This is a genomic window from Lactiplantibacillus paraplantarum (genome assembly GCF_003641145.1).
GTDB classification, from domain to species: domain Bacteria; phylum Bacillota; class Bacilli; order Lactobacillales; family Lactobacillaceae; genus Lactiplantibacillus; species Lactiplantibacillus paraplantarum.
The window spans coordinates 118,349-144,707 of record NZ_CP032744.1; the positions used below are offsets into that span (position 1 = coordinate 118,349).

23 protein-coding genes and 2 pseudogenes are annotated in these 26,359 nt (G+C 44.8%); 18 read left to right on the top strand and 7 right to left on the bottom strand.

What is annotated here, in order from left to right; genetic code table 11:
- Positions 1 to 125 precede the first annotated feature (125 nt).
- The 7 genes from LP667_RS00545 (at position 126) to LP667_RS00575 (ending at position 7,643) form a co-directional block, all read left to right on the top strand.
- Complete coding sequence (locus LP667_RS00545; protein WP_056988329.1) at positions 126 to 1,358, top strand: MFS transporter; 1,233 nt, start codon at positions 126 to 128, stop codon at positions 1,356 to 1,358.
- 90 nt (positions 1,359 to 1,448) lie between these two features.
- Entirely contained in the window at positions 1,449 to 1,748 is a 300-nt protein-coding gene (locus LP667_RS00550; protein ID WP_021730431.1) for an ArsR/SmtB family transcription factor, read from the top strand.
- A gap of 63 nt (positions 1,749 to 1,811) precedes the next feature.
- Entirely contained in the window at positions 1,812 to 3,005 is a 1,194-nt protein-coding gene (locus tag LP667_RS00555) for a CynX/NimT family MFS transporter (protein WP_021730432.1), read from the top strand.
- Between the two features lie 244 nt (positions 3,006 to 3,249).
- On the top strand, positions 3,250 to 4,098 hold the full coding sequence (locus LP667_RS00560; protein ID WP_021730433.1) for an aldo/keto reductase: 849 nt from the start codon (positions 3,250 to 3,252) through the stop codon (positions 4,096 to 4,098).
- Between the two features lie 76 nt (positions 4,099 to 4,174).
- The gene (locus tag LP667_RS00565) at positions 4,175 to 5,047 is read left to right on the top strand and encodes an aldo/keto reductase (RefSeq protein ID WP_021730434.1); all 873 of its coding nucleotides are present in this window, start codon (positions 4,175 to 4,177) and stop codon (positions 5,045 to 5,047) included.
- Between the two features lie 119 nt (positions 5,048 to 5,166).
- Positions 5,167 to 5,622, top strand: a complete 456-nt coding sequence (locus LP667_RS00570; protein WP_021730435.1) for a nucleoside 2-deoxyribosyltransferase — start codon at positions 5,167 to 5,169, stop codon at positions 5,620 to 5,622.
- Between the two features lie 326 nt (positions 5,623 to 5,948).
- Entirely contained in the window at positions 5,949 to 7,643 is a 1,695-nt protein-coding gene (locus tag LP667_RS00575; RefSeq protein ID WP_021730436.1) for an oleate hydratase, read from the top strand.
- A 189-nt stretch (positions 7,644 to 7,832) separates the two neighbouring features.
- On the opposite strand, the gene LP667_RS00580 is transcribed toward LP667_RS00575, so the two are convergent.
- Entirely contained in the window at positions 7,833 to 8,636 is an 804-nt protein-coding gene (locus tag LP667_RS00580) for a hypothetical protein (RefSeq protein ID WP_021730437.1), read from the bottom strand.
- A 267-nt stretch (positions 8,637 to 8,903) separates the two neighbouring features.
- Here LP667_RS00580 and LP667_RS17310 point away from each other — a divergent pair.
- A pseudogene (locus tag LP667_RS17310) lies at positions 8,904 to 10,422 on the top strand (hypothetical protein).
- Positions 10,423 to 10,496: 74 nt separating this feature from the next.
- Here the strand turns inward: LP667_RS17310 and LP667_RS00590 are convergent.
- The 5 genes from LP667_RS00590 to LP667_RS16655 form a co-directional block, all read right to left on the bottom strand.
- Complete coding sequence (locus tag LP667_RS00590; protein WP_021730439.1) at positions 10,497 to 11,606, bottom strand: NADH-dependent flavin oxidoreductase; 1,110 nt, start codon at positions 11,604 to 11,606, stop codon at positions 10,497 to 10,499.
- A 276-nt stretch (positions 11,607 to 11,882) separates the two neighbouring features.
- The gene (locus LP667_RS00595; RefSeq protein WP_056988330.1) at positions 11,883 to 12,722 is read right to left on the bottom strand and encodes an energy-coupling factor transporter transmembrane component T family protein; all 840 of its coding nucleotides are present in this window, start codon (positions 12,720 to 12,722) and stop codon (positions 11,883 to 11,885) included.
- On the bottom strand, positions 12,723 to 14,423 hold the full coding sequence (locus tag LP667_RS00600) for an ABC transporter ATP-binding protein (protein ID WP_021730441.1): 1,701 nt from the start codon (positions 14,421 to 14,423) through the stop codon (positions 12,723 to 12,725).
- Between the two features lie 4 nt (positions 14,424 to 14,427).
- Positions 14,428 to 14,988 carry an ECF-type riboflavin transporter substrate-binding protein gene (locus tag LP667_RS00605; protein ID WP_021730442.1) on the bottom strand — a complete coding sequence of 187 codons (561 nt, stop codon included), beginning with the start codon at positions 14,986 to 14,988 and terminating at the stop codon, positions 14,428 to 14,430.
- 72 nt (positions 14,989 to 15,060) lie between these two features.
- Entirely contained in the window at positions 15,061 to 15,231 is a 171-nt protein-coding gene (locus LP667_RS16655) for a hypothetical protein (protein WP_021730443.1), read from the bottom strand.
- 326 nt (positions 15,232 to 15,557) lie between these two features.
- On the opposite strand from LP667_RS16655, the gene LP667_RS00610 reads away from it, so the two are divergent.
- The 10 genes from LP667_RS00610 to LP667_RS00655 all read left to right on the top strand — a co-directional run bounded on the left by LP667_RS00610 (position 15,558) and on the right by LP667_RS00655 (position 25,604).
- On the top strand, positions 15,558 to 16,310 hold the full coding sequence (locus LP667_RS00610) for a GntR family transcriptional regulator (protein ID WP_050584241.1): 753 nt from the start codon (positions 15,558 to 15,560) through the stop codon (positions 16,308 to 16,310).
- A 152-nt stretch (positions 16,311 to 16,462) separates the two neighbouring features.
- Positions 16,463 to 16,792 carry a helix-turn-helix domain-containing protein gene (locus tag LP667_RS00615; protein ID WP_021730445.1) on the top strand — a complete coding sequence of 110 codons (330 nt, stop codon included), beginning with the start codon at positions 16,463 to 16,465 and terminating at the stop codon, positions 16,790 to 16,792.
- 35 nt (positions 16,793 to 16,827) lie between these two features.
- On the top strand, positions 16,828 to 17,613 hold the full coding sequence (locus LP667_RS00620) for a hypothetical protein (RefSeq protein ID WP_021730446.1): 786 nt from the start codon (positions 16,828 to 16,830) through the stop codon (positions 17,611 to 17,613).
- Between the two features lie 7 nt (positions 17,614 to 17,620).
- Positions 17,621 to 18,448, top strand: coding sequence for a hypothetical protein (locus LP667_RS00625; RefSeq protein ID WP_050584247.1), 828 nt, complete (start codon positions 17,621 to 17,623; stop codon positions 18,446 to 18,448).
- A gap of 331 nt (positions 18,449 to 18,779) precedes the next feature.
- On the top strand, positions 18,780 to 19,271 hold the full coding sequence (locus LP667_RS00630; RefSeq protein WP_021730448.1) for a hypothetical protein: 492 nt from the start codon (positions 18,780 to 18,782) through the stop codon (positions 19,269 to 19,271).
- A 167-nt stretch (positions 19,272 to 19,438) separates the two neighbouring features.
- On the top strand, positions 19,439 to 20,233 hold the full coding sequence (locus LP667_RS00635) for an SDR family NAD(P)-dependent oxidoreductase (protein WP_021730449.1): 795 nt from the start codon (positions 19,439 to 19,441) through the stop codon (positions 20,231 to 20,233).
- Between the two features lie 449 nt (positions 20,234 to 20,682).
- Complete coding sequence (locus LP667_RS00640) at positions 20,683 to 21,600, top strand: ABC transporter ATP-binding protein (protein WP_021730450.1); 918 nt, start codon at positions 20,683 to 20,685, stop codon at positions 21,598 to 21,600.
- A gap of 5 nt (positions 21,601 to 21,605) precedes the next feature.
- Positions 21,606 to 23,222, top strand: coding sequence for an ABC transporter permease (locus LP667_RS00645; RefSeq protein ID WP_021730451.1), 1,617 nt, complete (start codon positions 21,606 to 21,608; stop codon positions 23,220 to 23,222).
- Between the two features lie 18 nt (positions 23,223 to 23,240).
- Complete coding sequence (locus tag LP667_RS00650; RefSeq protein ID WP_021730452.1) at positions 23,241 to 23,900, top strand: TetR/AcrR family transcriptional regulator; 660 nt, start codon at positions 23,241 to 23,243, stop codon at positions 23,898 to 23,900.
- 162 nt (positions 23,901 to 24,062) lie between these two features.
- Positions 24,063 to 25,604: an FAD-binding protein gene (locus LP667_RS00655; RefSeq protein ID WP_056988331.1), complete on the top strand. Its 1,542-nt coding sequence runs from the start codon at positions 24,063 to 24,065 to the stop codon at positions 25,602 to 25,604.
- A gap of 156 nt (positions 25,605 to 25,760) precedes the next feature.
- Here LP667_RS00655 and LP667_RS17315 read toward each other — a convergent pair.
- Positions 25,761 to 26,280, bottom strand: a pseudogene (locus LP667_RS17315) (folate family ECF transporter S component).
- Positions 26,281 to 26,359: the final 79 nt, after the last annotated feature.

Genomic DNA, 26,359 nt, shown 5'->3' on the forward strand with positions numbered 1-26,359 from the left:
TCAGGAAATATGACAAAAAATTTCCCGGGAAATAATTGTCACTGGTGGTCGCTAAGTATGATAAGCTAATTAACGGTATAATACTTACTGAAAATTAGTGTCAGTTAGATATGGAGATGACGAGCATGGATGACGCAGAACGTGAACGCGGACCATGGCATCGTAATTTGATTGTTTTATGGTTTTGTACGTTCGTTGCGGGAATGGCATTTAGCGAAATTATGCCATTTCTTTCATTATTTGTTAGTCAGTTGGGTGATTTCACGAAGGCCCAGATTACATTTTATAGCGGGTTAGCTTTTGCAGCTGATTACGCGATTTCAGCAATTTCGGCACCACTGTGGGGCATCATTGCTGATAAAAAAGGTCGTAAGATCATGCTATTGCGCGCGTCCCTAGGGATGGCAGTTGCGATGGGGTTAATGGGTTTTGTCACGAATGTCTGGCAACTAGTTGTCTTGCGCGCGTTACAAGGTGTGTTTGCGGGCTTTATTTCTAATGCCCAAGCCTTAGTCGCGTCCCAAACGCCACGTAAATATAGTGGACGGGCGTTGAGCACTTTGATCACTGGTGCCGTTAGTGGTCAATTGTTTGGCCCAGTAATTGGGGGCTTGCTAGCCCAATTGTTTTCGATTCGAAACACGTTTTTTATCACGGCCGGATTATTAATGGTGGCGTTCTTATTGAGTCTGTTCTTTGTACAGGAACACTTCAAACCAGTCGCACATCATCGTGAACCAGGTGACAGTCGCAATCCTTTAGCAGCGTTTCAAAATCCGCGCTTGATTATTGTGATGTTATGTTCGACGGCCATCGTCCAATTTGGAAACGCCTCGATTGCACCAATCATTAGTTTATACGTGCGTGAATTGATGCATTACCGTGGCCCGATTACGGTTGTGGCCGGAATTATCGCAGCTTTACCGGGTATTTCAAACATCTTTTCAGCACCGCGCCTTGGACGTTATGGTGATCAGCACGGTTCTGGTAAGGTATTGTTATTTGGCTATATTTTTGCGGTGATTATGTATTTCCCACAAGGCATTGTTACGAGCGTCGTGGCCCTCGGAATTTTGCGGTTTGCCATTGGGATTTCAGATGGTGCGCTGTATCCAGAGATTCAAACGGTTTTGACTAAGAACACGCCAGTACACCTTACTTCAACGATTTTTAGCTATAATCAATCTTTTCAAGCTATTGGTAATATGTTCGGTGCCTTGCTCGGCGGCTTAGTGGCTGGTTGGTTCAATTACAACGCGGTATTCATTATGACGGCGTTGCTTTTGTTAATTAACCTCGGTTTAATTTTGTGGTTAGTTCCTGATATTTGGAAGAACGGCAAACGGACAGTTTCCTAGGTGTTTGGCAGTTAGTCTATTAAATCGGCTAGCTGCCTTTTTTGTGACTTGTCCTTGCACATGATATTAATTCGGTGTATCGTTAGTTTTATGAATATCGAAATAAGCAAACAAGAGCAAGCTGACCAGCAACGAGTCGCAATTTTTAAAGCACTGGCCGACGCTAACCGATTACGGATTATCCGGGTGCTCTATCAAGCACAACGGGAAATGACTTGCAGCGAAGTGGGGGCGCAATTAAATATTAGCAAGTCAACCGTCTCTTATCACTTTAAGGCCTTACGGTTAGTGGGTCTCACCAATACGCGACGAGAAGCACAGACGAAGTATCTATCCTTACAATTAGCGACCTTTAACCGGTTTTTACCGGGATTTTTAGCAACACTTTAGTTTTTTGCTTTTTAGTTCGACGATTATCGAACTAAAATTTTAGAAAGAAGATGTTAACTACTTATGACCACAACCCATCAACATAGCCGCTACTTAACACTTGGAATGATGTTAGCGGCAACGAATATGCGCTTACCAATTACAATGATGCCGGGATTAATCAGTTCTTTGAAGCGGACACTGGGTTTGCCGAGCTCGATGGCGGGCTTGCTGACCACGATTCCGTTATTGACGTTTGCCATTATGTCCCCATTGATTGCACATTGGGGGCGGCGCTTTGGCAACGAACTGACAATTTATATCATGTTGATCTTTTTGGCCGTTGGGAGTTATCTGCGGGTCATCCCAACGATTGCGGCCCTTTTCATTGGGACGTTATTAGTTGGGATTGGCGCGGACGGTGGCAACGTCTTGATCCCGGCGATTATTAAAGATAATTTTCCGACGAAGATTCCAATCGCAACTAGTCAATACACGCTGTCAATGCTATTAGTCGGTTCACTGGGGACGGGACTTTCGGGAGTGTTGGCGGCGCACTGGTCGTTACCACTAACGATGGCGGTGCTATCCGTGATTGGACTAATTAATTTGGTCGTCTGGTTGCCAAACTTGAAATATAATCATCGTGCACCAGCAGTTGCGATGACCGCAAGTGATGGGCAGTCAACGGTGACTCACGGGAGTGTTTGGCGACGGCCGCTAGCGTGGGTCGTTACTGCCTTTTTCGGCTTGCAAGCCCTGGTTTACTATTCATTACTGACTTGGTTACCAACGGTATTTGTTGCCCACGGTTTCTCCTTGATTGTGGCTGGTAATTTAGTTACGATCATGCAATTGAGCGGTCTACCGATGTCGTATTTAGTGCCAGCGACTTCTGGTCATCGGCGAGGCGTTTTAGCAATGATTATGGTGGTAGGTGTCGGTTTTATTGCCGGTATCGGTGGTATTTTATTTTGCGGAACGAGCTTTTGGGTGGCAGCACTGTCCTGCGTCTTGCTAGGATTAGGATCTGGGGCAGCCTTCAGCTTGGCGGTCGTCTTCTTTACGCAGAAAACGACTAATGGGTTTGAAACGGCTGACCTATCTGGTATGGCCCAATCCGCGGGTTATTTGTTAGCTGCCGTGGGGCCCGTCCTATTCGGCTGGTTAGGTGGTCAATTAGGTTGGGGGCCAGTACTCTGGTTGGCTATCATTTTTTCCGCGTTATTAGCATTATCTGGCAGCGTCATTTTCCAGCATGCGACGATTTATGAGTAATTGATATCACAATAATGCAGAACGAGATTGGCCAAAGTCAATTTCGTTCTTTTTTTTGGAACTTTATCTTTGCCTTAGAGCTACTCTAAGGGACTACACTAAGCATTATTCAATTAAGGAGGCCACAGTAATATGGCGATTATTCAAATTTTAACGGTCGTCGGTGTGGCGATCATTGGGGCAACCCTTGTAGGTGACCCAACCAAACAACGACAATCAAAATCAGTAAAGGGGCAAAAATAAAATGACAGTTTTAACGACAACGTACCAATTAACTAATGGCGTCACAATTCCGAAAGTTGCATTTGGCACATGGCAGATACCTGGTGGCGATGCAACGTATCAAGCCGTTCGTGCGGCCTTAACAGCGGGATACCGGCATATTGATACCGCGTTGGCCTATCACAATGAAGCTAGTGTTGGTCAGGCGATTCGTGATTCCGGTATTCCACGTGAGCAAATCTTCGTAACGACTAAATTACCGGCTGAAACGAAGTCGTATCAAGGGACATTGGGTGATTTTAATCGCTCACTGAAAAACTTGGGCTTAGACTACGTTGATCTTTACCTGGTGCATGCACCGTGGCCATGGGGACAGGTTGGTCGGGCTTACGATGAAGCTAACCTTGATGTTTGGCAAGCGATGGAAGCTATTTATCAAAGCGGTCGGGCGAAAGCGATTGGCGTCTCTAACTTTGCTGTCCGGGATTTGAAAAACATTCTCAATCAGGCGACGATACCGCCAATGGTCAACCAAATTCAATATTACCTTGGGTTCACAGAACCTAAAATTACCCGTTTTTCTGAAGAACATAAGATGCTTGTCGAAGCATACTCGCCATTAGCAACGGGCGGTGTCCTTGATAATCCCCAAGTGCAAGCTTATGCCGATAAATATGGCGTCAGTGTGGCGCAGTTAGCGTTGCGCTTCGTTTTGCAAAATGGGGTCTTGCCATTGCCTAAGGCGGTTAATCCGGCTCATATTGAAGCGAATACGCAATTGGACTTTACGATTAGTGCGGCCGATATGCAAGCTTTAAACGATTTGCCAGATGCGGCTGGTTCTTACATGCACAACCCAACGCAAGGTTAACGAACAAAATGTTTGACCGCACTTGGGTCGATAGGAGTAAACTGAACATAATTAATGAACGATAAGGAGCGATTTGATGACAACGATTAATGCAGCTAACGCGGGTACTTACGCGTTTGATGATCAATTTAAAGTTAACCGAATGGGTTATGGTGTTATGCAATTAACAGGTCCTGGGACGTGGGGCCCATACGCTGATTCTGAAAATGGGATCAAGGTGGTTAAGCAAGCACTGGAATATGGCGTTAACTTCTTTGATACCGCCGATTCATACGGTCCATGGTTTGCTGACCGGTACTTAGCGGCGGGCTTGAAGGATGCCGCTAATCGTGATCAGATCTTTATTTCTGATAAGGTCGGTCAAACGCGGCAGGGACCGAATGTGTGGACGCCACTTGGTGAGCCACGGTATCTGCGCCAGCAAGTAGAAGTTTCAATGATGACACTGGGGATTGACCATGAAGACCTAGTCTTCTTACATCGAATTGACCCTCATTACTCGATTGCGGATCAAGTCGGTGAACTCAAAAAGCTTCAGGATGAAGGCAAAATCAAGCATATTGGTTTGAGCCAAGTAACTGTTGATCAAATCAAAGAAGCCCAAAAGGTAGCCAAAATTGATGCTATCGAAAACCTTTATAATGTTGCCAATCACGGTGATGATGACGTTGTTGACTACGCGGCTTCACAAAAAATGGCTTTCCTCCCATGGTTCCCATTAGCAACGGGTGAACTGGCTCAGACTGGGAGTGTCCTCAGTACGATGGCTCAAAAGTATCAGGTGAGCCCAGCGCAAATTGCCCTAGCTTGGCTATTGAAGCGGTCCGATAATATCATCCCAATTCCAGGAACGAGTTCCATTGAACATTTACGGGACAATGTGGCAGCGGCCAACGTTGATTTATCAACGGCCGATTTTAATGGTTTGAGCCAATTAAGTGTTAAATAAGTATTTAGGTCGGGAGTTCCCGGCCTTTTTGTTTACCCAGCGCGAGTTAAACGGGCTTGAAATTCGTGGAATTGACAGTTAGAATGAATAAACATTGAATGAGAAAGAGGATTGAGCAGATGAGTACGCGTTTGATTAGTGATGAGCCAACAATTTATTTAGCAGGACCTTGGTTTACTGAGGGCCAACCAGAACGATTAGCTAAAATCGAAAAAATAATGGACGAATTAGGATTGGCTTATTATAGCCCACGGCTAGATGGCATCGATTTGACTCCGGATGCGACCGAAGCTGATCGAAACGCAGTATTTGCGGACAATGTTGACCATTTAAAGCGGGCCAAGTTAGTTGTGGCCGTGGTTGATGGCTTTGATACCGGGACCATCTGGGAAACCGGGACGGCATATGGCTTAAACATTCCCGTTGCCTATTATGGGGAAACGTTAGCTGACGGCACATTTAACGTCATGCTGGCTAAGTCCGGTAAAGCAGTTATTGAAAACATGACTGATTTAAAGGCTTTTCTACAAGATCCGACTACTGATAATTTTCAATATACGGGAACCATTCGCTAATTTGAACGATTAGTCAAAAATAAAAAGACGGACCACTTGAATTTAATGAGTGGCCCGTTTTTTTGTGCGACGAAAAGAAGAATAACTGTTACCCAGTGGCCAGCTATTTTAAAAATTGTAATATTTCTTAAAAACAATGTATTTAATTGGAGAAAAGTCAGCAAAAGGTGTTACGCTATGGGCAGAAATTGGTTGACTAGCACAAATATTAAGAAAGCACCAAACCGTAAAAAAAGTTTGGTTCAAACTGGACAATCACTATCCAAGTTGTATAATGTACCTGTAAGCGTTATCAGAATCTAATTCCTATTTTGGGGGCGTTATTTATGGTTAAAAGTAAAGCAATTATGATTGGTGCCGGGCTATCGAACATGGCTGCGGCGGTCTATTTGATTCAAGATGGTCATTGGGACGGTAAGGACATCACGTTCTACGGTGTGGATATGCACGGCGCGAACGATGGTGGTGCCACGACTGATTTTACCAATGAGTATTGGAATAAGAATCATCCGATGGCCAACACGACTGGGTATGTTGCCCGGGGTGGTCGGATGCTGAATTACCGGACGTACGTTGACTTAATGGATTTATTGGACCGGATTCCATCGGTAACTGAACCGGGGATGACGGCGGCCGAAGATACGCGTGATTTTGATGCGAAACATCGGACGTATGATATTGCCCGCTTGATGCAGGGTGGTAAAGGCATCATTAATGCTGGTAAGTTAGGATTCAACAATAAGGATCGGACCTTACTGACTAAGTTGATTATGATGCCAGATAAAGAAGAAACGAAGCTCGACAACGTTTCGATTGCAGAATACTTCAAAGATGATCCACATATGTTCCAGACGAATTTCTGGTATATGTGGGAAACGACCTTTGCTTTTAGAACCCAAAGTTCGGCGCAAGAACTACGGCGTTACATGCATCAAATGATTTATGAATTTACACAAATTGAACACTTAGTTGGTGTCAACCGGACGCGTTACAACCAATTCGAAAGCATGATTTTGCCATTGATCAAGTACTTGCAAGGGCAAGGTGTGACCTTCATTGATAATAAGATCGTTAAGGATTGGCAATTTAAAGACACGCCAATGCAAGACGAAATTACGGTGACGGGCTTAGTCATTGAGGATGCGCAGACTGGCGAAACGGAAGAAGTCGAAGTTGATGAGGACACTGCGGTGATCTTCACTAACGGTTCGATTACCGATTCTGCAACGATGGGTGATTACAACACACCTGCTCCCGAAAATATGGGTTATGGTGTCAGTGCTAGCCTGTGGAAGAAAGCGACTGAACGGTTCTATAACTTAGGGACGCCAGACAAGTTCTTCAACGATCGGAATGCTAGTGAATGGGTTAGCTTCACGTTGACGACTAAGAACCACTTATTCTTAAATGAAATCGTTCGGATTACCACTCAGGAACCCGGAAATGCGTTGAACTCCTTCTTATCAACCACGCCAATTACGCCGTTGAATCAAAAGGATGTGAACATGTCGATCGTGGTGCACCACCAACCACACTTTACGACACAGCAACCAAACGAAACCGTTCTGTGGGGCTACTTCTTGTATCCACGGCGCCAAGGTGAGTTCGTTAACAAGCCGTATATTAAGATGACGGGTAAGGAAATGGCTCAAGAATTAATTGGTCAACTTTCCAAAGTTGATCCGGGTCCGGGTAATATTAAGGATAAAGAAAAGGAAATCTTGGACAGTATCGTGAACAATATTCCGGTATACATGCCATATGCTTCGGCGCTCTTCAATAACCGGGCGAAGTCTGACCGGCCAGAAGTCTTACCAAAGCACTCAACGAACTTAGCCTTTACGGGTGAATTTGCGGAACAACCATACCAGATGATCTTCACGGAACAGAGTGCGGTTCGTTCTGGTGAGATTGCTGCTTATCACTTTGCGGGCGTTCCAATGGATAACTTGGTTAAGACACCACGGTACGATAAGGATCCAAAGACCTTGCTCAAGGCAACTAAAAAGATGTTTGATTAATTAAATGCTAGCTTGTCAGTGGTTAATGCTGATGGTGGCATGACTTAAAAACGCTCCCCATGAAAGGTGACTTTCATAGGGAGCGTTTTAGTGTGCATCACAATCATAACGGTTCGTCGAGACGCCGTGGCTAATCGGATCAGGCTGCTAAGCGGTCTAGTAATATTTGTCCACGCAGCTGATCAAATTTTAAGCTACTTTAGCTGCTATTTTAGATGGCGCATGTTTAGTAGTGGCTTTGACCGTGCGATGCTTTTTAGCCGCAATTTTGGCCGTTTTTTTAGCAGCTTGCTTGGCGGCTTTTTTGATTAATTTTGGCGCCACTTTTGTAGTTTTCGTTGGTTGGGCTAACGTTTTTTTAGTGGCGGGAGTCGTTACCTTTTTAGTTGGTTTGATACTTGCCTTAGGATGCTTGATCGTTAGCTTCGTTGCTTTTGCCTTGGTGGTCGTCTGCTTTGTCAATTTGATTGTCTTTTTAGGGGCTTTGATCTTAGGCGTTGTTTTCTTAGTGCTGGTGGCTTTAGGTCCAGCCTGCTTGGTGGTCTTCTTAGCAATTGTCAACTTAGTCTTCGGGGTTTTCTTGGTCGCTTTTAATTTAGCGGCCGGGGTGCTCCCTTTAATTATCGTGGTGGCTTTGGCCCAGCCGAGGGCCTTACCGTGTTCGCTGATGAGGTAATAAGTGGTCGACGCATGTTTGCCGGTTACTAAAGCAATCGCCTTAGTTGCCGTGTAAGTCTTTTTAGTACTGAGTTTCGCTTTGACCGGACTAACAAAGGCGATTGCCCGATCGGCGGCAAAGTGAATTGTATTCAAAGTCGTGGTGGTCTTCGCATGCAACGTGATGGCGGGGAAGTGAGTCGCTTTAGTGAGTGCATGGGTAGTGGCTTTTGGGGTTACCGTGGCGGCATTAGCCGTGGTGGTCATGGCAAATGGGCTGGCAGCCAATGGTAATGCCAAAGCAAGTGTTGCAACGACTGATGTTAATTTTTTCATTTCAAAATCCCCCTTAAAGTGAATCTTTTTTGATTCGCAGATAGTTTAGCACCTGGGCTGTTTGACAACAATCGTAATATCAATAAAATTATCAAAAAGTGCCGAGATTTAATCGTAATAATTAAAGGCCTGATAACAAACGAACTGTGATGCAAGATAACTGTAAGACTACTAAAAATTGTCGTTAATTAAAGAACTAACGTTCGCATCTGGTGGGGAAGTTATGGTATGCTAGAACGGTATTTTTACTGAAAGGGGTGGACGGCATTGCCAGCAGCAACAACTTTAATAACCCCCGCTGAAAATCGTTTCTTTCTGTTAAGTGAACGAGCTCGCCGGCGGACCACGCTCCAACAAATTAGTGCGTTATTACGCGCACACGTAACGGTAAAGGCTGACAGTGATTTCTTGAAACCGACTGTGCGTAATTTGATCTTACAAGATCATGGCCAATGGCTGACTGACTGTAGTCATGAGTGGCAACTTTTGGCAAGCCTGCCGTACGTTGTCAATCCGAGTGAAAGTCGACAAGCCTGGCATCATTGTGAGTTGTGTCATAAACCGGTTCGTTATGAGTACCATGTCCAAAATAAGCAGAATCATCGTGAGTTGATTGTCGGTTCTGAATGTGTGAAAAAGTTCATGAACGCCGAAACGCGTTACTTGATGGTGATTACGACAGAAGATAACTTTTATGCGGTGGCCCAGTATCAGACGCTGACTACCGCTGTACCAACAGTGCCAACAATCATGTTTGCCCAGCCATGGCTACCGCAATTACCAGCTGAGCGAGTCCCCCCAAGCGCGCAAGTTGCGACAGACAACGACCCAAACCGTCACGACGTACCTAAAACGTCGCACCAAGCAACTACCATTGCAGGAACTAAAGCCCGCTGAACAAACCTATCAGCGGTTAGTCCATGATGAACAAGCTGTGATCGAAGCAGCTGAGCAGGCGGCACGTCAAGCAATTGTGACCAATCAACAACAACGCCAGGCACAAGCACAGCAAAGTGCTGTGAAGGCCGAGCAAACCTTGCGCCAGAGTCACGCCTATCAACGTTATTTACAGCAGCTGGCGGCCATTATCGTGATGCGTCCGGAGCGACCAATGGCGAAGCAACAGTTTGAAAAAGTTACGCCACCAGCGACCGAACGCCCTTTGGTGAACTCTTATCAATTCGGGCAAATGGTGACTGAATATCGACAGACTGGAAAGATTCAAGTTCGGCGCCTAGCCATGCTTGATCATCAGTTCGTTGCCGCACTTAATCAGGTGACTCAACAGTTAGATGAACAACAAACGACGCGTTTTTATGACGATGTCTTCAATAGTTGTTGGGGCTGGCAGTATCATCAGCAGGCGACCCAACGTGCGGATTGGGAGCACTTATTGACGACCCGGTGGGGCCAATCATTGTCGCTGGCTTGGTTTGAACAATTAGCCACGCAAACGACGAGGTTACAAACTCAACAGTGGCTTGCGGACAATGCTGATGCCGGTATGCAAACAGCACTACAGCAACGTTTAGCTGCGCATGAAGACCGCCAACCGATTGCCCGTGATCGGATGACTAGACCGGAACTGCGTCAGTTTTGTTTGCGTGAACAACCCGCTGCGCCGACATTAGAAGCATTTGAACAGGTCTTTGACCAACAGTATCAATTGCCCGTCGACCGGCAAGCAACAGCCCACGAAACGTTGGCCTATTACTATATTGCGCGTCAATATCAAGGTGACCATCAGCGTGCATTACAACAACTGAATTGGTTATTGAAAGCCTAAATGTTTCACGTGAAACAAAAACGGCCACTGATTTTAATTTTCAGTGGGCGTTTTGAATTCAGTCGATGATGTTATTAACTATTAATGACGCTGTGGTAGCGAGCGGCTGCAAATTCATACAGCGGCCGGTTGAGTGGTGTGACCTCAACGGCTTCTTCAAATGGTGCCGTAACCATGGTGTCGTCAGCGTTCTTAGCGAGTTTGACGGCCCAAGTTGGATCATAAAGTAATTGTTGGCCCACTGCGACAAGTTCGGCAGTTTGTAACACAGTTTTGACATCGTCGCGGGTCCGGACGCCGCCAACACCAACTAGCGGCAATTTACCTTGTAACGCTTCGTGCACATAGGTCATGATGGATTTATCTTGATACTGCGAGTCTCGTGAAACACGATCATAGTTGTTGAGTGAGACATGAACGTAATCTAACCGACTTTCCCGTAGTTGTGAGAGTAGCCAAAGGGTATCTTCAAACCGGATACCTGGTTCTTCGAATTCTTCTGGTGAGAAGCGATAGCCAACGATGAAGGGCCGGTCAGCATATTGATCTACGGCTGCAAAGACGGCTTTTAATAATTCGTCAATAAAACGGAACCGTGCTTGTGGTGTGTGACCACCGTATTCATCGGTGCGGCGATTACTATGTGGTGAGAAGAACTGTTGGATCAAATAGGTATTGGCACCGTGTAATTCAATCCCATCAAAGCCGGCTTGAATCGCACGACGAGTTGCTTCGCCGAACGCTGCAATCGTTGCGTGAATCTCGTCAATCGACATTGCGCGTGGCGTTTCCGCATCGTCACGCAGGGCCGCAACGGCACTAGCAGAGACAATCTGTTCGCCATTTAGGACGTCTCGGTGCGTCATCCGACCGGCGTGAAAAATCTGAACGATGGCCTTGGCGCCTTGACTTTGAATACCATGAGCAAGTCCACTTAGACCGGGTAGCATACTGTCATGGGCGATGCTAAGTTCGCCATGCCACCCCTTACCAAGGTCTTCAACGTTGGCCGCCCCCGTAATCACGGCACCTAAGCCAGCGGCCCTTTGTGTGTAGTAGTCGATTTCGTCATGGGTGATACTACCGTTGTAAAAGCTTTGAGTGGTCGTCATCGGCGACATCATTAGGCGGTTGCGTAAAGTGACACCAGATTTGAATTTGAGTGGTTCGTTAAAACTAGTCACAATAAAACATCCTTTCGAGTCAGTTATACTTACTTTTTGTAAGGCTTGACTTCAGTTTAGCCGTTGAGATTGGGTTTATCAATTTTAAAGTCGCCGTTTTAAGTCGGTTTTGGCATAATGGTGTGAGCCGAATAGAATAATGGTCTCGTGACCATGAAAGATAAGGTTAGAGACAAATAAAATACCTTTGTCGACGTTAAACTGGTCGGCAAAGGTATTTCGAAATGTTATTCAAGGGTAGTACGAAAGACTAGTCATAACTTATCGTGGCAACATTTAAGCTTTAAACGGATTCCAGAAACGCCCACCGTTGACCTTAAAGAGGGTGATGCCGAGGATGATCAGCAGAGCAACTAATGTTAACGCGAGATAGTCATTACGTTTGAAACGTTGGGCCATGTACCAGCTGCGCCGTTTACCCTTGCCAAAACGCCGCAATTCCATTGCCTGACTGATGGTCTCGATTCGATCTAAACTTGAAAAAATCAGGGGAAGTAGAATCTGAATACCACCGCGAATGCGGGTCATAAAATGCGCCTTTTTCGACATTTCAAAGCCCCGAGCCTGCTGTGCCAGGCTGATAGTGCGGTAATCAGCTTGAACGTCTGGAATGTAACGCAACGCGATCGCTACCGAATAGCTGATGCGATAAGAAATGCCAATCTTATTGAGACTCGCAGCAAATTCGCTAGGATTAGTCGTCATGAGAAAAATCAAGGCGAGTGGCACGGCAAACTTGTACTTTAATAACAAATTAAATTCGTAAAAAAGTTGTTCGGCTGTCAAGTTAAAATAGTGATCAGCAGATCCCAGTAGTAAGTGTTCGGTGCCATAAATCGAGACGCCATAATGAGGCGCAAAGACGTACACCATCACTAAGTTTAAAACGGAAAAACCAATAATGACGTTAAGCACGAACGCAATGTCGCGATAGTGAATTTTTGAAAAGCGGAACAGAATCAGTGAAAAAAGCATCACACCGATTAAGTAACGCGTATCGTAAGTCATCATCCCGATAACTGATAAGCCAACAAAGCAGAGCAGTTTCGTACTGCCACTGAGTCGGTTTAAAAAGGTATGGCGGTCGTTGTACCCAATCAATAATTCATGTTGCATCTAACGCGCCTCCCGTTCAGCTTGGACGAATTTGGCGACGAATTCCGTCGGGTCCAATTGGTGTTCTTCCGCCAGGGTGTATAAACTTGTCTTGGCTAAGGAAGCTTGCTGAATAATGGATGCGTTGGTCAACACATCGGCTGGGCGAGCATCCATCAAAATGTTGCCGTGGCCCAACACAATCGTGCGATCCGTGTATTCTAACATTAGGTGCATATCATGCGTGATCAACATAATCGTCATGTTTTGTTCCTGATTGATCTTAGTTAAGAAGGTCATCATTTCAGTATAGTGCTGCAGGTCTTGGCCCGCGGTTGGTTCATCCAGAATCAGCATGGCCGGTTCTAAGACGAGAATAGCCGCAATCGTGACCCGCTTCTTCTGACCAAAGCTCAGTGCAGAAATGGGCCAATGCCGAAACTCATAGAGACCACAGACCTTCAGAACGGCTAGTACCCGTTGTTTCACTTCATCGTCAGTGACACCGCGGAGTATTAAGCCCGCCGCTACTTCGTCATAAATCATCGTTTTCGAAATCATCTGATTGGGATCTTGAAGAATGTAGCCAATCTGGTCAGCCCGTTCTTTGACTGATTGGTCAGCTAGAGAACGGCCGTTAAACCGCATTTCTCCGGATTGTGGCGTCAAAAAGCCAGTGATCAGGTTACTCAATGTTGACTTACCAGTTCCGTTTTGACCAACGAGGCTGATCATCTCACCTTGATAGAGTGTAAGGGTAACATCGTTAATAATCGGGCTAGTAGGCTCATAACCAAATGTCAGGTTTTTAATTGCAAGTAACGGTTGATCATGAACGACGGGTGTTTGTAATTGAACCCCTGCCGTCCAGTTTTGCAACGTCGCAGTGAGGTCGGGCACTTGTAAGGCTTGGAGGTTATCCAAGTGTTGGCAAGTCGCTAGATCAACACCGGCTAGTTTGAGTGCGGAAAGATATAGCGGTTCCCGTAGTCCTAATTGCGTCATGAGTGATTGCCGTAAAATCGTTTCTGGGCGGTCATTCGCCACAATCGTGCCATCTTGCATGACAATCAGACGGTCAATTGGTTGTTGTAAGACATCCTCGATACGGTGCTCAATAATGACGACGGTCAGTTCCTGCGAGTGCGTAAGCTGATCAATGAGTGCCATTGAAGCTTTGCCCGATGCGGGATCAAGGCTCGCTAACGGTTCATCAAATAGTAGAATTTTACTGTTGTCAATCAGGACACCGGCCATGGCGACCCGCTGCTTTTGACCACCCGATAATTCTTGCGGCCGATGGGTCAACAAATTTTGGAGATCGAGGGTTTGAGCCCACCGTTCAGTTGCTTGTCGCATGGCCGATTGCGATTGCTGATCATTTTCCAGTGAGAAAGCCATATCTTCAACTACGGTTAGCCCCACGAATTGGCTATCGGGATCTTGAAGCACGGTACCAACGTCTTGGGATAACGCAAAAATTGAACTTTCAGTAACCTTTTGCCCAGCTACGGTTGCCTGGCCCGTCACTGTTCCCGGATAGGATTGTGGAATTAGGCCATTCAGACAGCGCCCTAATGTAGATTTGCCGGAGCCAGAAGGTCCAGCAATCAATACTTTTTCGCCAGGATAAATCTCTAGATTAATATCGTGTAAAGTTGGTTCCGTTTGGCTGTTGTATTGAAATGAAAAATCTTTAAAGCTAATAATGGGTGCGCTCATGTTATTAACGTTCCTTTTTTAAGCTCCCACGTTGGGTCCGCGTCCGGGCATACAGGACTAGCAGAATGGTCCCAATGATGGCAACTGAGATGGAATCGGCGATCCAAGTAATGACGCCTTGAAGATAGACTTTGTTAGCCGGTTCATGGTAAATAATAATATCACCAGTTGGCGCTAAAAGCACCCAACCAATAAAGTTGACGATGATTTGGTAAATATTAAACCAGACTAATTTGGCCGTTCCTAATACACCATTTTCAATTTTGAGCCGATTCTTGGCTAGTCCGAAGGCAACCCCGATTAGACCGTCAACGATGACCCAAGTCCACCAAGGTGAGCCGTAAGTCACAAAGTCGTTCAAAGCATGACCGATAAAGACGGCCAAACCGGCTGCGACGGGTCCGAAAATAGCGCCTAATAAAGCCAAGAAGCCCATGGCAACGTTAACTTGGGTATTCGGGACACCTGTTGGGATAGCAACGAACTTCATGAGAACGAAGATTACGGCGGCACCGATCCCGGTAGCCACGACAGTACGGATTGAATTAGATTGCTTATTTTGCATGGTGTAACACTCCTTAAATATTGAGAATGAATAAGTTCTAATAACTGTTGATAAAAAAGCAAATTTGTTAATTCAGATTAATAAGGAACCAAAAAACGCGCCTAAAAGCGAATGCTTTCTAGGACGCGTTTGCGTGTTACCACCGAGATTTTCCCACAGGGACTTATCATGATCGTAACGGATCGCTCCGACTGAGATGGCCCCAGTAGCTTCTTCAAGACCATCTTCAACTAACCACGTCATCGTTTTGCACCAAGGAACACGACTCTCTAAGCACGTTAGCTAGACTACTCATCTTGTCACAGCTTTTTCTAATCTGAATTTAACTATTAAAGCATACGCCAAAGTTGATAGTGGTGCAAGTAAAACCGAACAGTTGAAGCCGGTTACATCTTAAACAAACGGAAAATCACGATAATAATAGTAAAATTCTGGTCGTGGCACCTTGGTTATTCGGGTCTTTAAGCTAAAATAAGCACGAATCATCGGTCAGAATGGTTGTTAATTAAACAAAGCCAATAAAAGTATATACAAATGATTTCATTTAGCTACTAAAAGGGGTAAACTAGTTGACAAGACCAAATGATAAAAGGGATGTGAGAAATTTGGCTTACAAATATGAAACGATTGCAGATAGTCTGCGTCAAGATATTAAGTCTGGTAAATATACGCCGGGCGAACTGATGCCTGATCAGAATAAATTGGCTGAAACTTTTGATACGACAAGAATTACGATCCATAAAGCCATTCAATTACTAATTATCGAAGGGATGGTTTACTCTAAGCGTGGTGCTGGGACCTTTGTTCGTAAAGACTTTGGTTTAACTGAACGGCGCCAAGAAACGTTAGTAGATCGGCCACTTGGGACGACACAAACTAATGCGGGTAAAAAAGTAACGAGTAAGGTACTTGAATTACAGGCCCGCTTGCCAACTAAGCGAGAAGCTGAACAATTATTAATTGATGAAATGGATCCAGTTTATGTCATTCGTCGGACGCGATACGTTGAGGGTAAAGTTTGGGCTTATGAACATACGATTATGCCAACTAGTATTGTGACACTGACGAAACAAGTTTTAGAGGGGTCCGTCTATGGCTACTTAGAAAAAAATAGTGGTAAGAAAATTGCGGGCTCACATCGGATTATTTCGGCATCGCGAGTCACAGCTGATGATGTAGCCGCAATGGGTGCGACTTTAAACGATCCCGTGTTAGTTATCAATCAAATTAGTTATATGGATGATGGTCAGCCCTTTGAAGTCTCTGAATCACATTTTCCGTATGAGACAAGTACGGTCGTGGCAGATGTTCAAATACATTAAAGTAATCGGTAACCGCAGCGATGAGTGGCTACCGATTTTTTAGTGGAAATTGGCTAATGGAGTTGCATTCAAGAAAACGGTGGACCATAATTAAATTGATATAAAAAGAAAGCGCTTTTATAAATTGATGATTTTTTTGGGGGGATAAGATTATGCCAGCTAATTTTTATCAACGATTAATTGATAAGTATGAACCAATGACGGAAGCGGCTTTTTTGGTCTTAGTCAGCGTTCGCCAGCCGATTACCAGTGAAGCTATTCCGCAAAAAATTGCCGAAATGACGAATAATCAGCTACAGTTGGGCTTAGGAACCTTGTTTACGAATTTGCATGCTATGACGAAAGATTACTTGATGACAGAGCGGGTCGACGAAAATGATGTCCATACTTACGAAATTACGGGGAGTGGCGAATCAGTGTTAGCAGCCGAGCGAAAACGACTGCAATTATTGAATCAAATTTGTGAGCAGGCGGGATTATAACGGATTGCGGGTTAATCTAACGGGGAAGTGAGTATATGTGGCGATATCAAATGGCGGTTAAGGGCTCAGAGCAGGAATTGCGGTGGCTCAATCATCAGGCACAACGCGGGCAATTACTGCGGCATATCAGGGGGAACTGGTATCAATTTCAAAAAACGACGACGCAATATCAAGTCTTTAGTGAATATGTGAGTGGCGCCGTTGCAACTGAAATTGACGACCAGCACACACCGTTCAAATTATTAGCACAGTTACAATTGACGAAGCCAGCCGTACAGGTGATTTATACGGGCACGGCTCAGGCTGGTTTGCAGGGGACACGAGTGGATCACCAAGACGCGCCGTTGCAGCTGAAAATTGCACTGGCACAACGAGGACATTTGTTAAATGTCATGAATATCAGGCTAGTGGTTGGTCTGATACTGGCCGTGATTGTGATTGGCCTGAACGTGAGTGATAACGTGGCCAGTTGGGGAATGTTTGTATGGCTGATCTTTACCTTCTATCCTGCGTGGCAAGCGAGTCGGATTCATAAGCAGGCGAACGCGCTACGAGTCATTACGCAACAGTATGATGATGCTTGGCGGCCAACAATGCATGTTTTCTTGAAAAATATGCCCGCCGAGCTGGATACAGAAAAAGTAACTAGTCTGGGGGCGTGGGTTTACGTAGGTCAAGATCATCACGGAATGTACTGGTATGACTTGAAGACGCTGGCAAGTGCAATGGAAATCAAGCAATCGCTACAACCTGTCGTGGGAGATAGCGTTTCTATATCGATTGTTAGCTGGCTTGGATTAGCACCGATTGGTTTTATTTAATTTAAAAATGGAAGTGGTTGGTATGTGGCGGCATCGGTTTTTAATAAAGGGTTCCGAACAGGAATTAGCGTGGTTAAATGCACAGGCTAATCGTCGGTATTTATTAACGGCCATTCGGGGTAATTGGTATCAATTCAAAAAAGTTGCAACGCGCTATCGCATTTTTAGTGAGTACGTACCACAAGCCGTTGTGGCGGATCTGAATAAACACAATAGTGCGTTTAAAGTATTAGCCAAAGTGCAAGTACAAGAGCCAGATATCCAGATTGTGTATACTGGTAGTGACCAACCAGCGCTACAACAAACGACCGTAACGTCCGGTAATCCCAAGGTGCGGTTACAAGTTGCATTACACCTACGTGATCAAGCAATGAACACAATTAACGTGAGTCTTTATGCGGGGGTCTTCGTGTGGGGACTGTTCTTGATTTTAATACTTCGGCAAGGTAATACTGATTTAATGGGCGTATGGATGTTATTCTTACTTATCGGTATCTTGGCGGTACTAGGGTTGTATCGGACGGCTAATAATTTACAGAAACAGATTAGTCAATTACGGCGAGACACAGAACAGTATGATGGTGCCTGGTTGCCAACAATGCACGTCTTTGTGAAGGGGCTGTCTGCGGAACTCGATACTGAAGTGCCAACGTTAAAATCATTAGGTCGCTGGACGCTGGTTGGCCATAGTAAGCAAGGGTTATATTGGTATGATTTACAGACACTGGCTACGACATCAGAAATTAAACAAGCCCTACAACCATTTGTTTCGACCGATACTAGTGTTGATGTGCTTAGTTGGCTAGGACTTGCACCGGTGGGCTGGTTTGTTTAACTGTTTAAAATCGTTTGTAAAATTAACGTATAAAGCGTTAGACTGTATAAAGGCTAACGCTATTTTGCGTCGACATGACCAACGATAATATAAATGATAAAAAGTGACATATAATCATAATAGTAGTATTCTAAATAAAAGACAAAGCTGGAATGGGTGGAGTACACGCAAATCATTTATTTAATATGGTTTTAATGCGCAGATTTTACTATAAAAAATTTTTTATTTGTCACAAATATTTCATATAATCGGGTTAAATTGTATAGTATAAGCTCGGTTGTGCTGAAAATAATCGGACTGATTACGCAGAAAGCTTAGTGAGGTGATTTTGATGCGACTTAAGGATTTAACAGGTGCGACTTTCAGCCGCTTGACCGTCATTGAACGGGCGGAGAGTGCACCTAATGGTAATGCACGTTGGTTGTGTCAGTGTTCATGTGGACGACAAGTAGTAGTCGATAGCTATCGACTACGGAAAGGGATTACTAAGAGTTGCGGCTGTTTACGAGCAGACGTTAGCCGAAAAAACATCTTTGAAAACCCAAAAACTCGTAAGAACATGGGACGTAGTGATAATTTGCCACTTTACCAAGGAACTTCGGTTGACCGCTTAAAACCGAATAGTCGCAATCGGAGTGGGGTCATTGGGGTTTCTTTTGATCGTTGCTCACAGAAATGGGTCGCTCGGCTAATGTATCGCGGTCGATTAGTCTTAAATCAACAATTTGCTGACATGGATGACGCCATCATGGCTCGCAAACAGGCAGAACAGCGCTATGTGATGCCCGTATTAGAGGAATATGCTAAATCAAGCGCGGATTAAGTCGCGTACATAATAAAGTCCGCCGAAAAAACTGGCGGGCTTTTTTGTTTATTACCCGGGAAATAATTAAAGCATTATGGGTAAAGTGAAGATTAATCAGTTGTGTTTGTTAAGCAAACTAGTTAGACTAAACAAGCAATTTAAATCAGAACGGAGGATTTTGAATCATGGAAATGGGTTTAGCAGGAAAAACGGTGTTAGTCACTGGCTCAACGAAGGGGATTGGTCGCGCCATTGCCGTGGCTTTTGCTAAGGAAGGCGCCGACGTAATCATCAATGGCCGACGTGCGGATACTGTGCAAGCCGTTGTCAATGAGTTAGCTACGGCTTATCCGGCAACAAATCCGATGGCCGCACCGTATGATATTAGTGATCCGCAGCAAGCCGATGAAATGTTTCAACAAATTCCAACGGTTGACGTTCTTGTCAATAATATGGGAATTTTTGGCCCCATGGCTTACGATGAGATCGATGATGCAACCTGGGAACGATTCTTTAAAGTGAATGTGTTATCTGGCAATCGGTTGGCGAAACATTATTTACCAGCCATGTTGGCCCAAGATTTTGGTCGGATTATCTTTATTGCGAGTGAAGAAGCAGTTATGCCATCGGGAGAGATGCCACAGTATTCGATGACTAAATCGATGAACCTTTCTTTGGCAAAGAGTCTGTCGAAACTAACAGTCGGTAGCCATGTAACTGTTAATACGGTCATGCCGGGGTCAACATTGACTGAAGGTGTTCAGTCAATGTTGGACGAGATGTATGCTGATTCGGATTTACCAAGGGATCAGTGGGAACATGATTTCATGGTCAACCACCGGCCGTTATCACAAATCCAACGTTTAATTCGTCCGGAAGAAATCGGCCGCTTAGCTGTGTTTGTTGCTAGTCCGTTTGCCAGCAGCTTTTCTGGTGAAGCGTTACGTGCGGATGGTGGCTTAGTGCCAACTATATTCTAGTAAATAATTATGACCAAGCACGACTTGAACTTAGCTTTGGTAGGGTGCGAGTCATACTAAAAAAACGTGGGACAAAACTAATTGTGCGCCGTTTCTTGAGAAGAAGTCTTTTTTTAAGAAACGGCGCACAATTTTTCTGTCAATATTGTCGAAATAGGCGCAAAAAGGTTGCTGCTTCCGCGCTCGTTTTTTAGTCTATCGTGAGGGTGCCTGAAAATTAGCAACTTTTAAAGCGGTAATTGGATATTAAATGTAAGTGGGTAGCGATTCTTAGGTGACACAACTAGCACGAGAGATTGATGATGAAGGGTTAAGTGAGCCCTTTAAAAAAAATATTTTTTATTGACCAGCTAGTCATTGACTTGCTGGTCAATAGCGTCTATGATAGCGACATCAATAAAAAGGACGTCCTAAGTTGGTAGCTATTGTTAAGAATGGGAGTGTGTTATATGAATAACGAGCCATTATTAAAAATTACACATTTACAGAAAAAATTTGGAAAGTTTCAAGCACTCAAAGATATTGACTTTGAGATTAATGCTGGGGAGGTATTTGGATTTATTGGACCAAATGGTGCTGGTAAATCAACGACGATTCGAATATTACTTGGAATTTTAAAGGCCAGCGCTGGTCAAGCAACAATCTTTGGACAAGATGTCTGGCAGGATAGTGTGGCGATTCATAAACGGATTGCTTACGTGCCAGGGGATGTCTACCTATGGCCGAATTTAAGTGGGGGTGAGATCATTGATTTATTCTTGAAATTAAATGGTGGTCAGCACACTGCTAAGACGGATGCTCTGATTAAGCGCTTTGAATTAGATCCGCGTAAAAAGGCCCGTACTTATTCTAAAGGAAATCGACAAAAAGTTGCGTTGATTGCGGCGTTTTCAACGGATGCCGACTTTTATATCTTTGATGAACCGACATCAGGCTTGGACCCGTTAAATGAGCAGACTTTTCAAACCGAAGTTCTAGCCTTAAAGCAACAGGGGAAGAGTGTTTTGCTATCCAGTCACATTCTCTCAGAAGTAGAAAAAATGTGTGATCGTATTGGAATTATTCGAGAAGGTCAAATTGTTGAGACGGGGACCCTGGCTGAGATGCGACACTTGACCCGAACCACTGTTGATGTGCAAACCCGACAACCATTGACGGATCTAGCAGCATTAGCGGGTGTCCACGGTGTTACTGAACGCCATGGTGAAAATCATGTCAGCTTAGCAGTTGATGCTGACCAGTTAACGACGGTGGTGCAATATTTAGCTAGTCGCCAACTCTTAACATTAACGACGACGCCACCAACACTGGAAGACTTGTTTATGCGTTATTATACGACGGATAAACGGACGGTTGAGGGGAAGTGAAACGGATGGCAACGCGATTATTTGCTCGAACTGGATTACTGATTCAGTTTAATCTAAGACGTGATTGGAAAAAATTGCTTATCTGGGTTGCTGTATTAACAGGGCTATTCACGGCGATTGCGGCAAAATTTGATGGTATTTATGGGACTCAAACAGCATTAAATGAAATTGTCAAGACACTCAAAATGCCAGCGATGATTTCCCTATTTGGAGCGTTTACGGCCAAGTCGCCCTATACGACTGCCAAAGTGTTTGCAACCGAAATGGTAGTTTTTATTGCCATATTTATGATTATTATGAATATTATGGTGGCTGTTGCCACGTCGCGGGGTGATGAAGATGACGGCTTGTTGGAGTTAGTCCGGGCTCACGCTGTTGGTCGGTTGGCTCCGCTATTGGCTGGCGTAGTCGAGCTGACCGCGCTGAACGGCCTAGTGGGGATTCTTTTTGGATTAGGGCTGACGGTTGCAAAACTTCCTGGGGCGACGATCCAAGGTAACTGGTTGATTGGCCTAGGATTAGGTGCACTAGGTTGGGCTTTTGGAATGTTGACACTATTACTTGCCCAGGTCATGAATAGCGCTAGTGGAACGACGATGTTGAGCTATGTGGTGCTGGGAATTATGTATGTCGCACGAATGGGCACGGATGTCAGTCACCCACGATTGACATGGTGGATTCCCTTTGGTTGGATTGAAAAACTAGATGCTTATCAGGCAAATCAATGGCTACCAGTTAGCCTGTACTTGCTGTTAGGAATCGGTTGTTTGAGTGTTGCGGCCCTTTTAAATGTTCAACGTGATTTGGGTGCAGGCTTGATCGAGCAACGACGTGGTCGACGCCAAGCTAGCTTGTTATTGCGTGGCCCGGCAACCTTATTGTGGCGTCAATCGCATGGCGTAATTATCGCATGGCTATTAGGTAACTTTATTCTAGGCGCATCGTATGCCTCTGTATTCAATACAATCGGTGATTTGGCTAAGAGTAACCCGATGATTAAACAATTATTAGGTGCATCGGCCTTAGCAGCAGCTAACCGGATGATTGTCAAAAATTTTATTGCGATTTTAGCCATTGTAATGGTGATTGTTGCCCTGATTCCAGCGGTTCAGTTAATGTTGAAACTAGTTAATGATGAGCAGAAGGGGTATCTTCATCAAGTCTATGCAACGGCAACGTCGCGGTGGCATGTGTGGGCTAGTTACACTGGGTGGTCACTCATAACTGGCATGGCCGTTTTATTAGCTGGCCTCAGCGGCATGTATTTGATGGGCTTAGTTAGCATGAAAGATCCAATCAATTGGATAACGTACTGGCACGTCTTTTGTGCTTATGGGCCAGCGATGTTAGTGATGGTAGCGGTGGCGAGTGTTTTAACTGGTTGGCTGCCTAAATGGCGCTATGCTGCTTGGGCATGGGTATTTTATGCCTTTTTCTCATTATATCTTGGTAACTTGATAGATTTGCCGAAGTGGGCCCGTCATTTGACGCCACTTGGTTTTGTTAATAAGGTTCCAATCAAGGCTTTGGATTGGGCCACTGGTGGCTGGTGTCTAGCATTAACTGTGCTACTATTAGTAGTAGCGGCATTGGGCTATCGGCGGCGTGATTTAGCTCAGTAAATGAAAGGAGTGCGTCACATGGTGGTAACACGATCAGTCCCTAAAGATCCTGCCAAAGTCGAACGTATTATGCAGGCAGCCATGCACGCATTTGCGGCGCATGGGTATCGCGATGCTAAGACGGATGCGATTGCATCTGTGGCAGCGGTATCAAAGGGACTAATATTTCATTATTACGGTAGTAAGCAGGGGCTGTACATGGCCACCGTTCAAACGGCAACGGATACGATTATTACCACAATTAATCAGCAGATTTTTGATGTGCCGGATGATTTAGTAACCTTAATGGTTCGAAGCGCCCAGTATAAGGCAGCGTTTGGTAAAGACCATCCGGATGAAATGAAAGTTATGATTGAAGCTTATGGTGCTTTGGAGCGATTGCCAGCAAAAATACAAGCGCAAATAAAAGTTTTGTATGCAAAAGCAATGGCTATTTCCCGGGAAATGATTGGCCGGGTACTTGATAAAATGCCGCTCCGCAAGGATATTGATCGTGAGGCAACAATTGCCTTGATCATGGGAGTCTATAATCAGATTTTTATGGAATTTCAGGCATACATGCGGGAGAACAATGACGTTCAATCGATGGATGATGTCGAATGGATGGTCAGTCGCGCAAAGGCTTATATGGGGATTTTAGAACATGGCTTTGTTGCGTCTAATTTAAAATCTGAGTAGTAATAATTGAAATAGAGCAGTGGTCTAATGTAAGTTTGGACTATTGCTCTATTTCGATCTGACAGTGGCTATTGATGATCATGGTTATTCGCTTTTTTCGTTTGAAGACTAAAAATGTGGTAAGTTAGACTTATTAGATGACGGATGAAGTGAGGGATCAGAATGGAATTACATTTAACGGCACGACAAACAAGATTGTGGCAGCGGCTATTGGCACTGACGCGTGACCAGCTAATGGGACTCTCAATGCAAATTGAATCGACTGGTCACGTTGATTCAGAGATGCTTACAACACTTGCTCAACAGTTTGGCTTAGATGAACCGTTGCCGAATGATCGACTGAGCCAACGTGTTTTATGTACGTTGGCCCTGGCACAGAGCTCGGCTGGACTAGCGCAGATTTTTGCAAGTAACTGGCAGGTCGAAGATATCGTGTTGACATTTGGAACGCCGCAACAGCGCCAACGGTATTTCACACAACAACGGATTTTTGGATTGGCGACATTACCATCACAAGTTACAACTAGTAGCACAGTTACGGCGACACCTGTCACGGCTGGCTGGCGATTATCTGGTACGGTTAAAGCGGTATTGAATGTTGCACAGGCGACCGATTATTTAATCCTAGCACAAACACCTTCGGATGCGATGGGGACTTTTATGGTTGCTGCTGATCAGCCAGGCGTCACTGTCGGTAGCCAAGTGATACCGTTGGGTTTGCATGGATTAGCGATGGCTGACATTCAACTTACTAGTGTACCAGTCACGGCAGCTGAGCAACTTGGTCAGTTGGGCCGAGGGCAACAAGTGATGCAGCGTGCGCAAAGTCTGGGGCAGCTATTTGCCGGTGCGATCACAGCGGGAATCTGGCAACATGCAACGGACCAGACGCGTCAATTGACATTGACAGAACAACCACCATTAGCAGACTTGTCACCAGTATTAGCACTTACAGCGGCCTTGCAGACGAGTGTTTTTAATGCGGCTCAGCAAGCGGATGATGAGCGTTCATTTACGAATGCTGCGCAATTGGCAGCTTTGTTTGCTAGCCAGAATGCGCTGACACCATTTGAAAAGCTGATGCCGCTGATGGGTGAGTTGGCGTATACGCAGCACTCGCCATTAGTTGCGTTGCGAAATGATGTAGCGACGCTACCGCTGATTGTTGGGACAACTGCCCAACTAGCACTGACATTTGCTGCGACGAGTTTGAATGATGAAGATGCTGACGTACCAACAACTGGGGGACGAGCGGTACCGGAACATTTGGTTGTGGCCGACTTGCATCGTGTGGTGAAACGTTTGAACTTGACCAAGGATGTGCCAGTCAATGTTGGGAGTATTGCAACGGCTAAGCGAATTGTGGCCCTGGGTCGAGGCGCCATGGAGCCAGCTGTGTTGCTACAAGCACAACAATTGGCCAAATGGATTGGAGCGGCAATTGCCGTTACTCAGCCGTTGACAGCAATGGAACAATTTAGTGTTGAACAACAGATTGGCGCAATGGCAGTGACTGTTGCACCCGAAGTATTGATTAATATTGGGGTAGCTGGTGATGATGATTATTTGGCGGGGATGGCAGGTGCTCAGCACGTCCTTTCCGTTAATGTGGATGAGCAAGCGCCGATTTTTAACCATTCCCAACAAATTTTTGTGGGTGCAGCGGCGGAGTTCTTGGCCGGGATGGTCGCGGCATTAAATTAATAGAAATTTCATAATAGGGCACCTGTAGGTTCGGGGGGGTGGCCTCCAAATAAAACACGAAAAAATATGGGTTGTGAGAACACGTCGCATATTTTTTCGTGTTTTATTTGAATTGAATACTAGTAGTCATCACTTAATCAGTGAAATAATTAGTGACTACTGTAATTTAAAACGAGTCGTTAATTTATCTAGAATTGGAATTTTAAATAAGGCAATCAAAATAATTGAGTAACAAATATAGGTGACAATTTCTTGAATAATACGAGTTGTCAGTAAAACTGACCATGGTGTTAAATACATGATGTGTAGCCATAAGCTATTCAAAAATAGATTAAGGATAAAGGCCACGATGAAGTTAGCGACCAGAACGCGTACTAAGGAAGTTTGCTGGTGAAAGGCCAGTCCAAAGATTAGCCCGGTCAAAAATGCGGTTAAGAGAAAACCAGGGGAAAAAAGTGAACTTAGGAAATAGTAACATCCCCAAGAGATTGGCGAGTGCGGCACTGCCCGCAGTAACCCAAGGTGAAAACAAACGTGCTGTTAAGGCGATGATAATGAAAGCAAAGGAAATCTTAGTTAACAATAATTGGATTGAAAGTAAGCTGCCTAAGATAATCTGCATCGCAATTAGCGCGCCAAGTAACGGAATCCGTTTAACTGTGAGTGATGATGTCATAATAGTTAATGCCCCCCTGAGTGTGTTGAATGTATTTTAGTGTAAATGATGGTGAAATGCTAGACCTGGTTTTATTAGT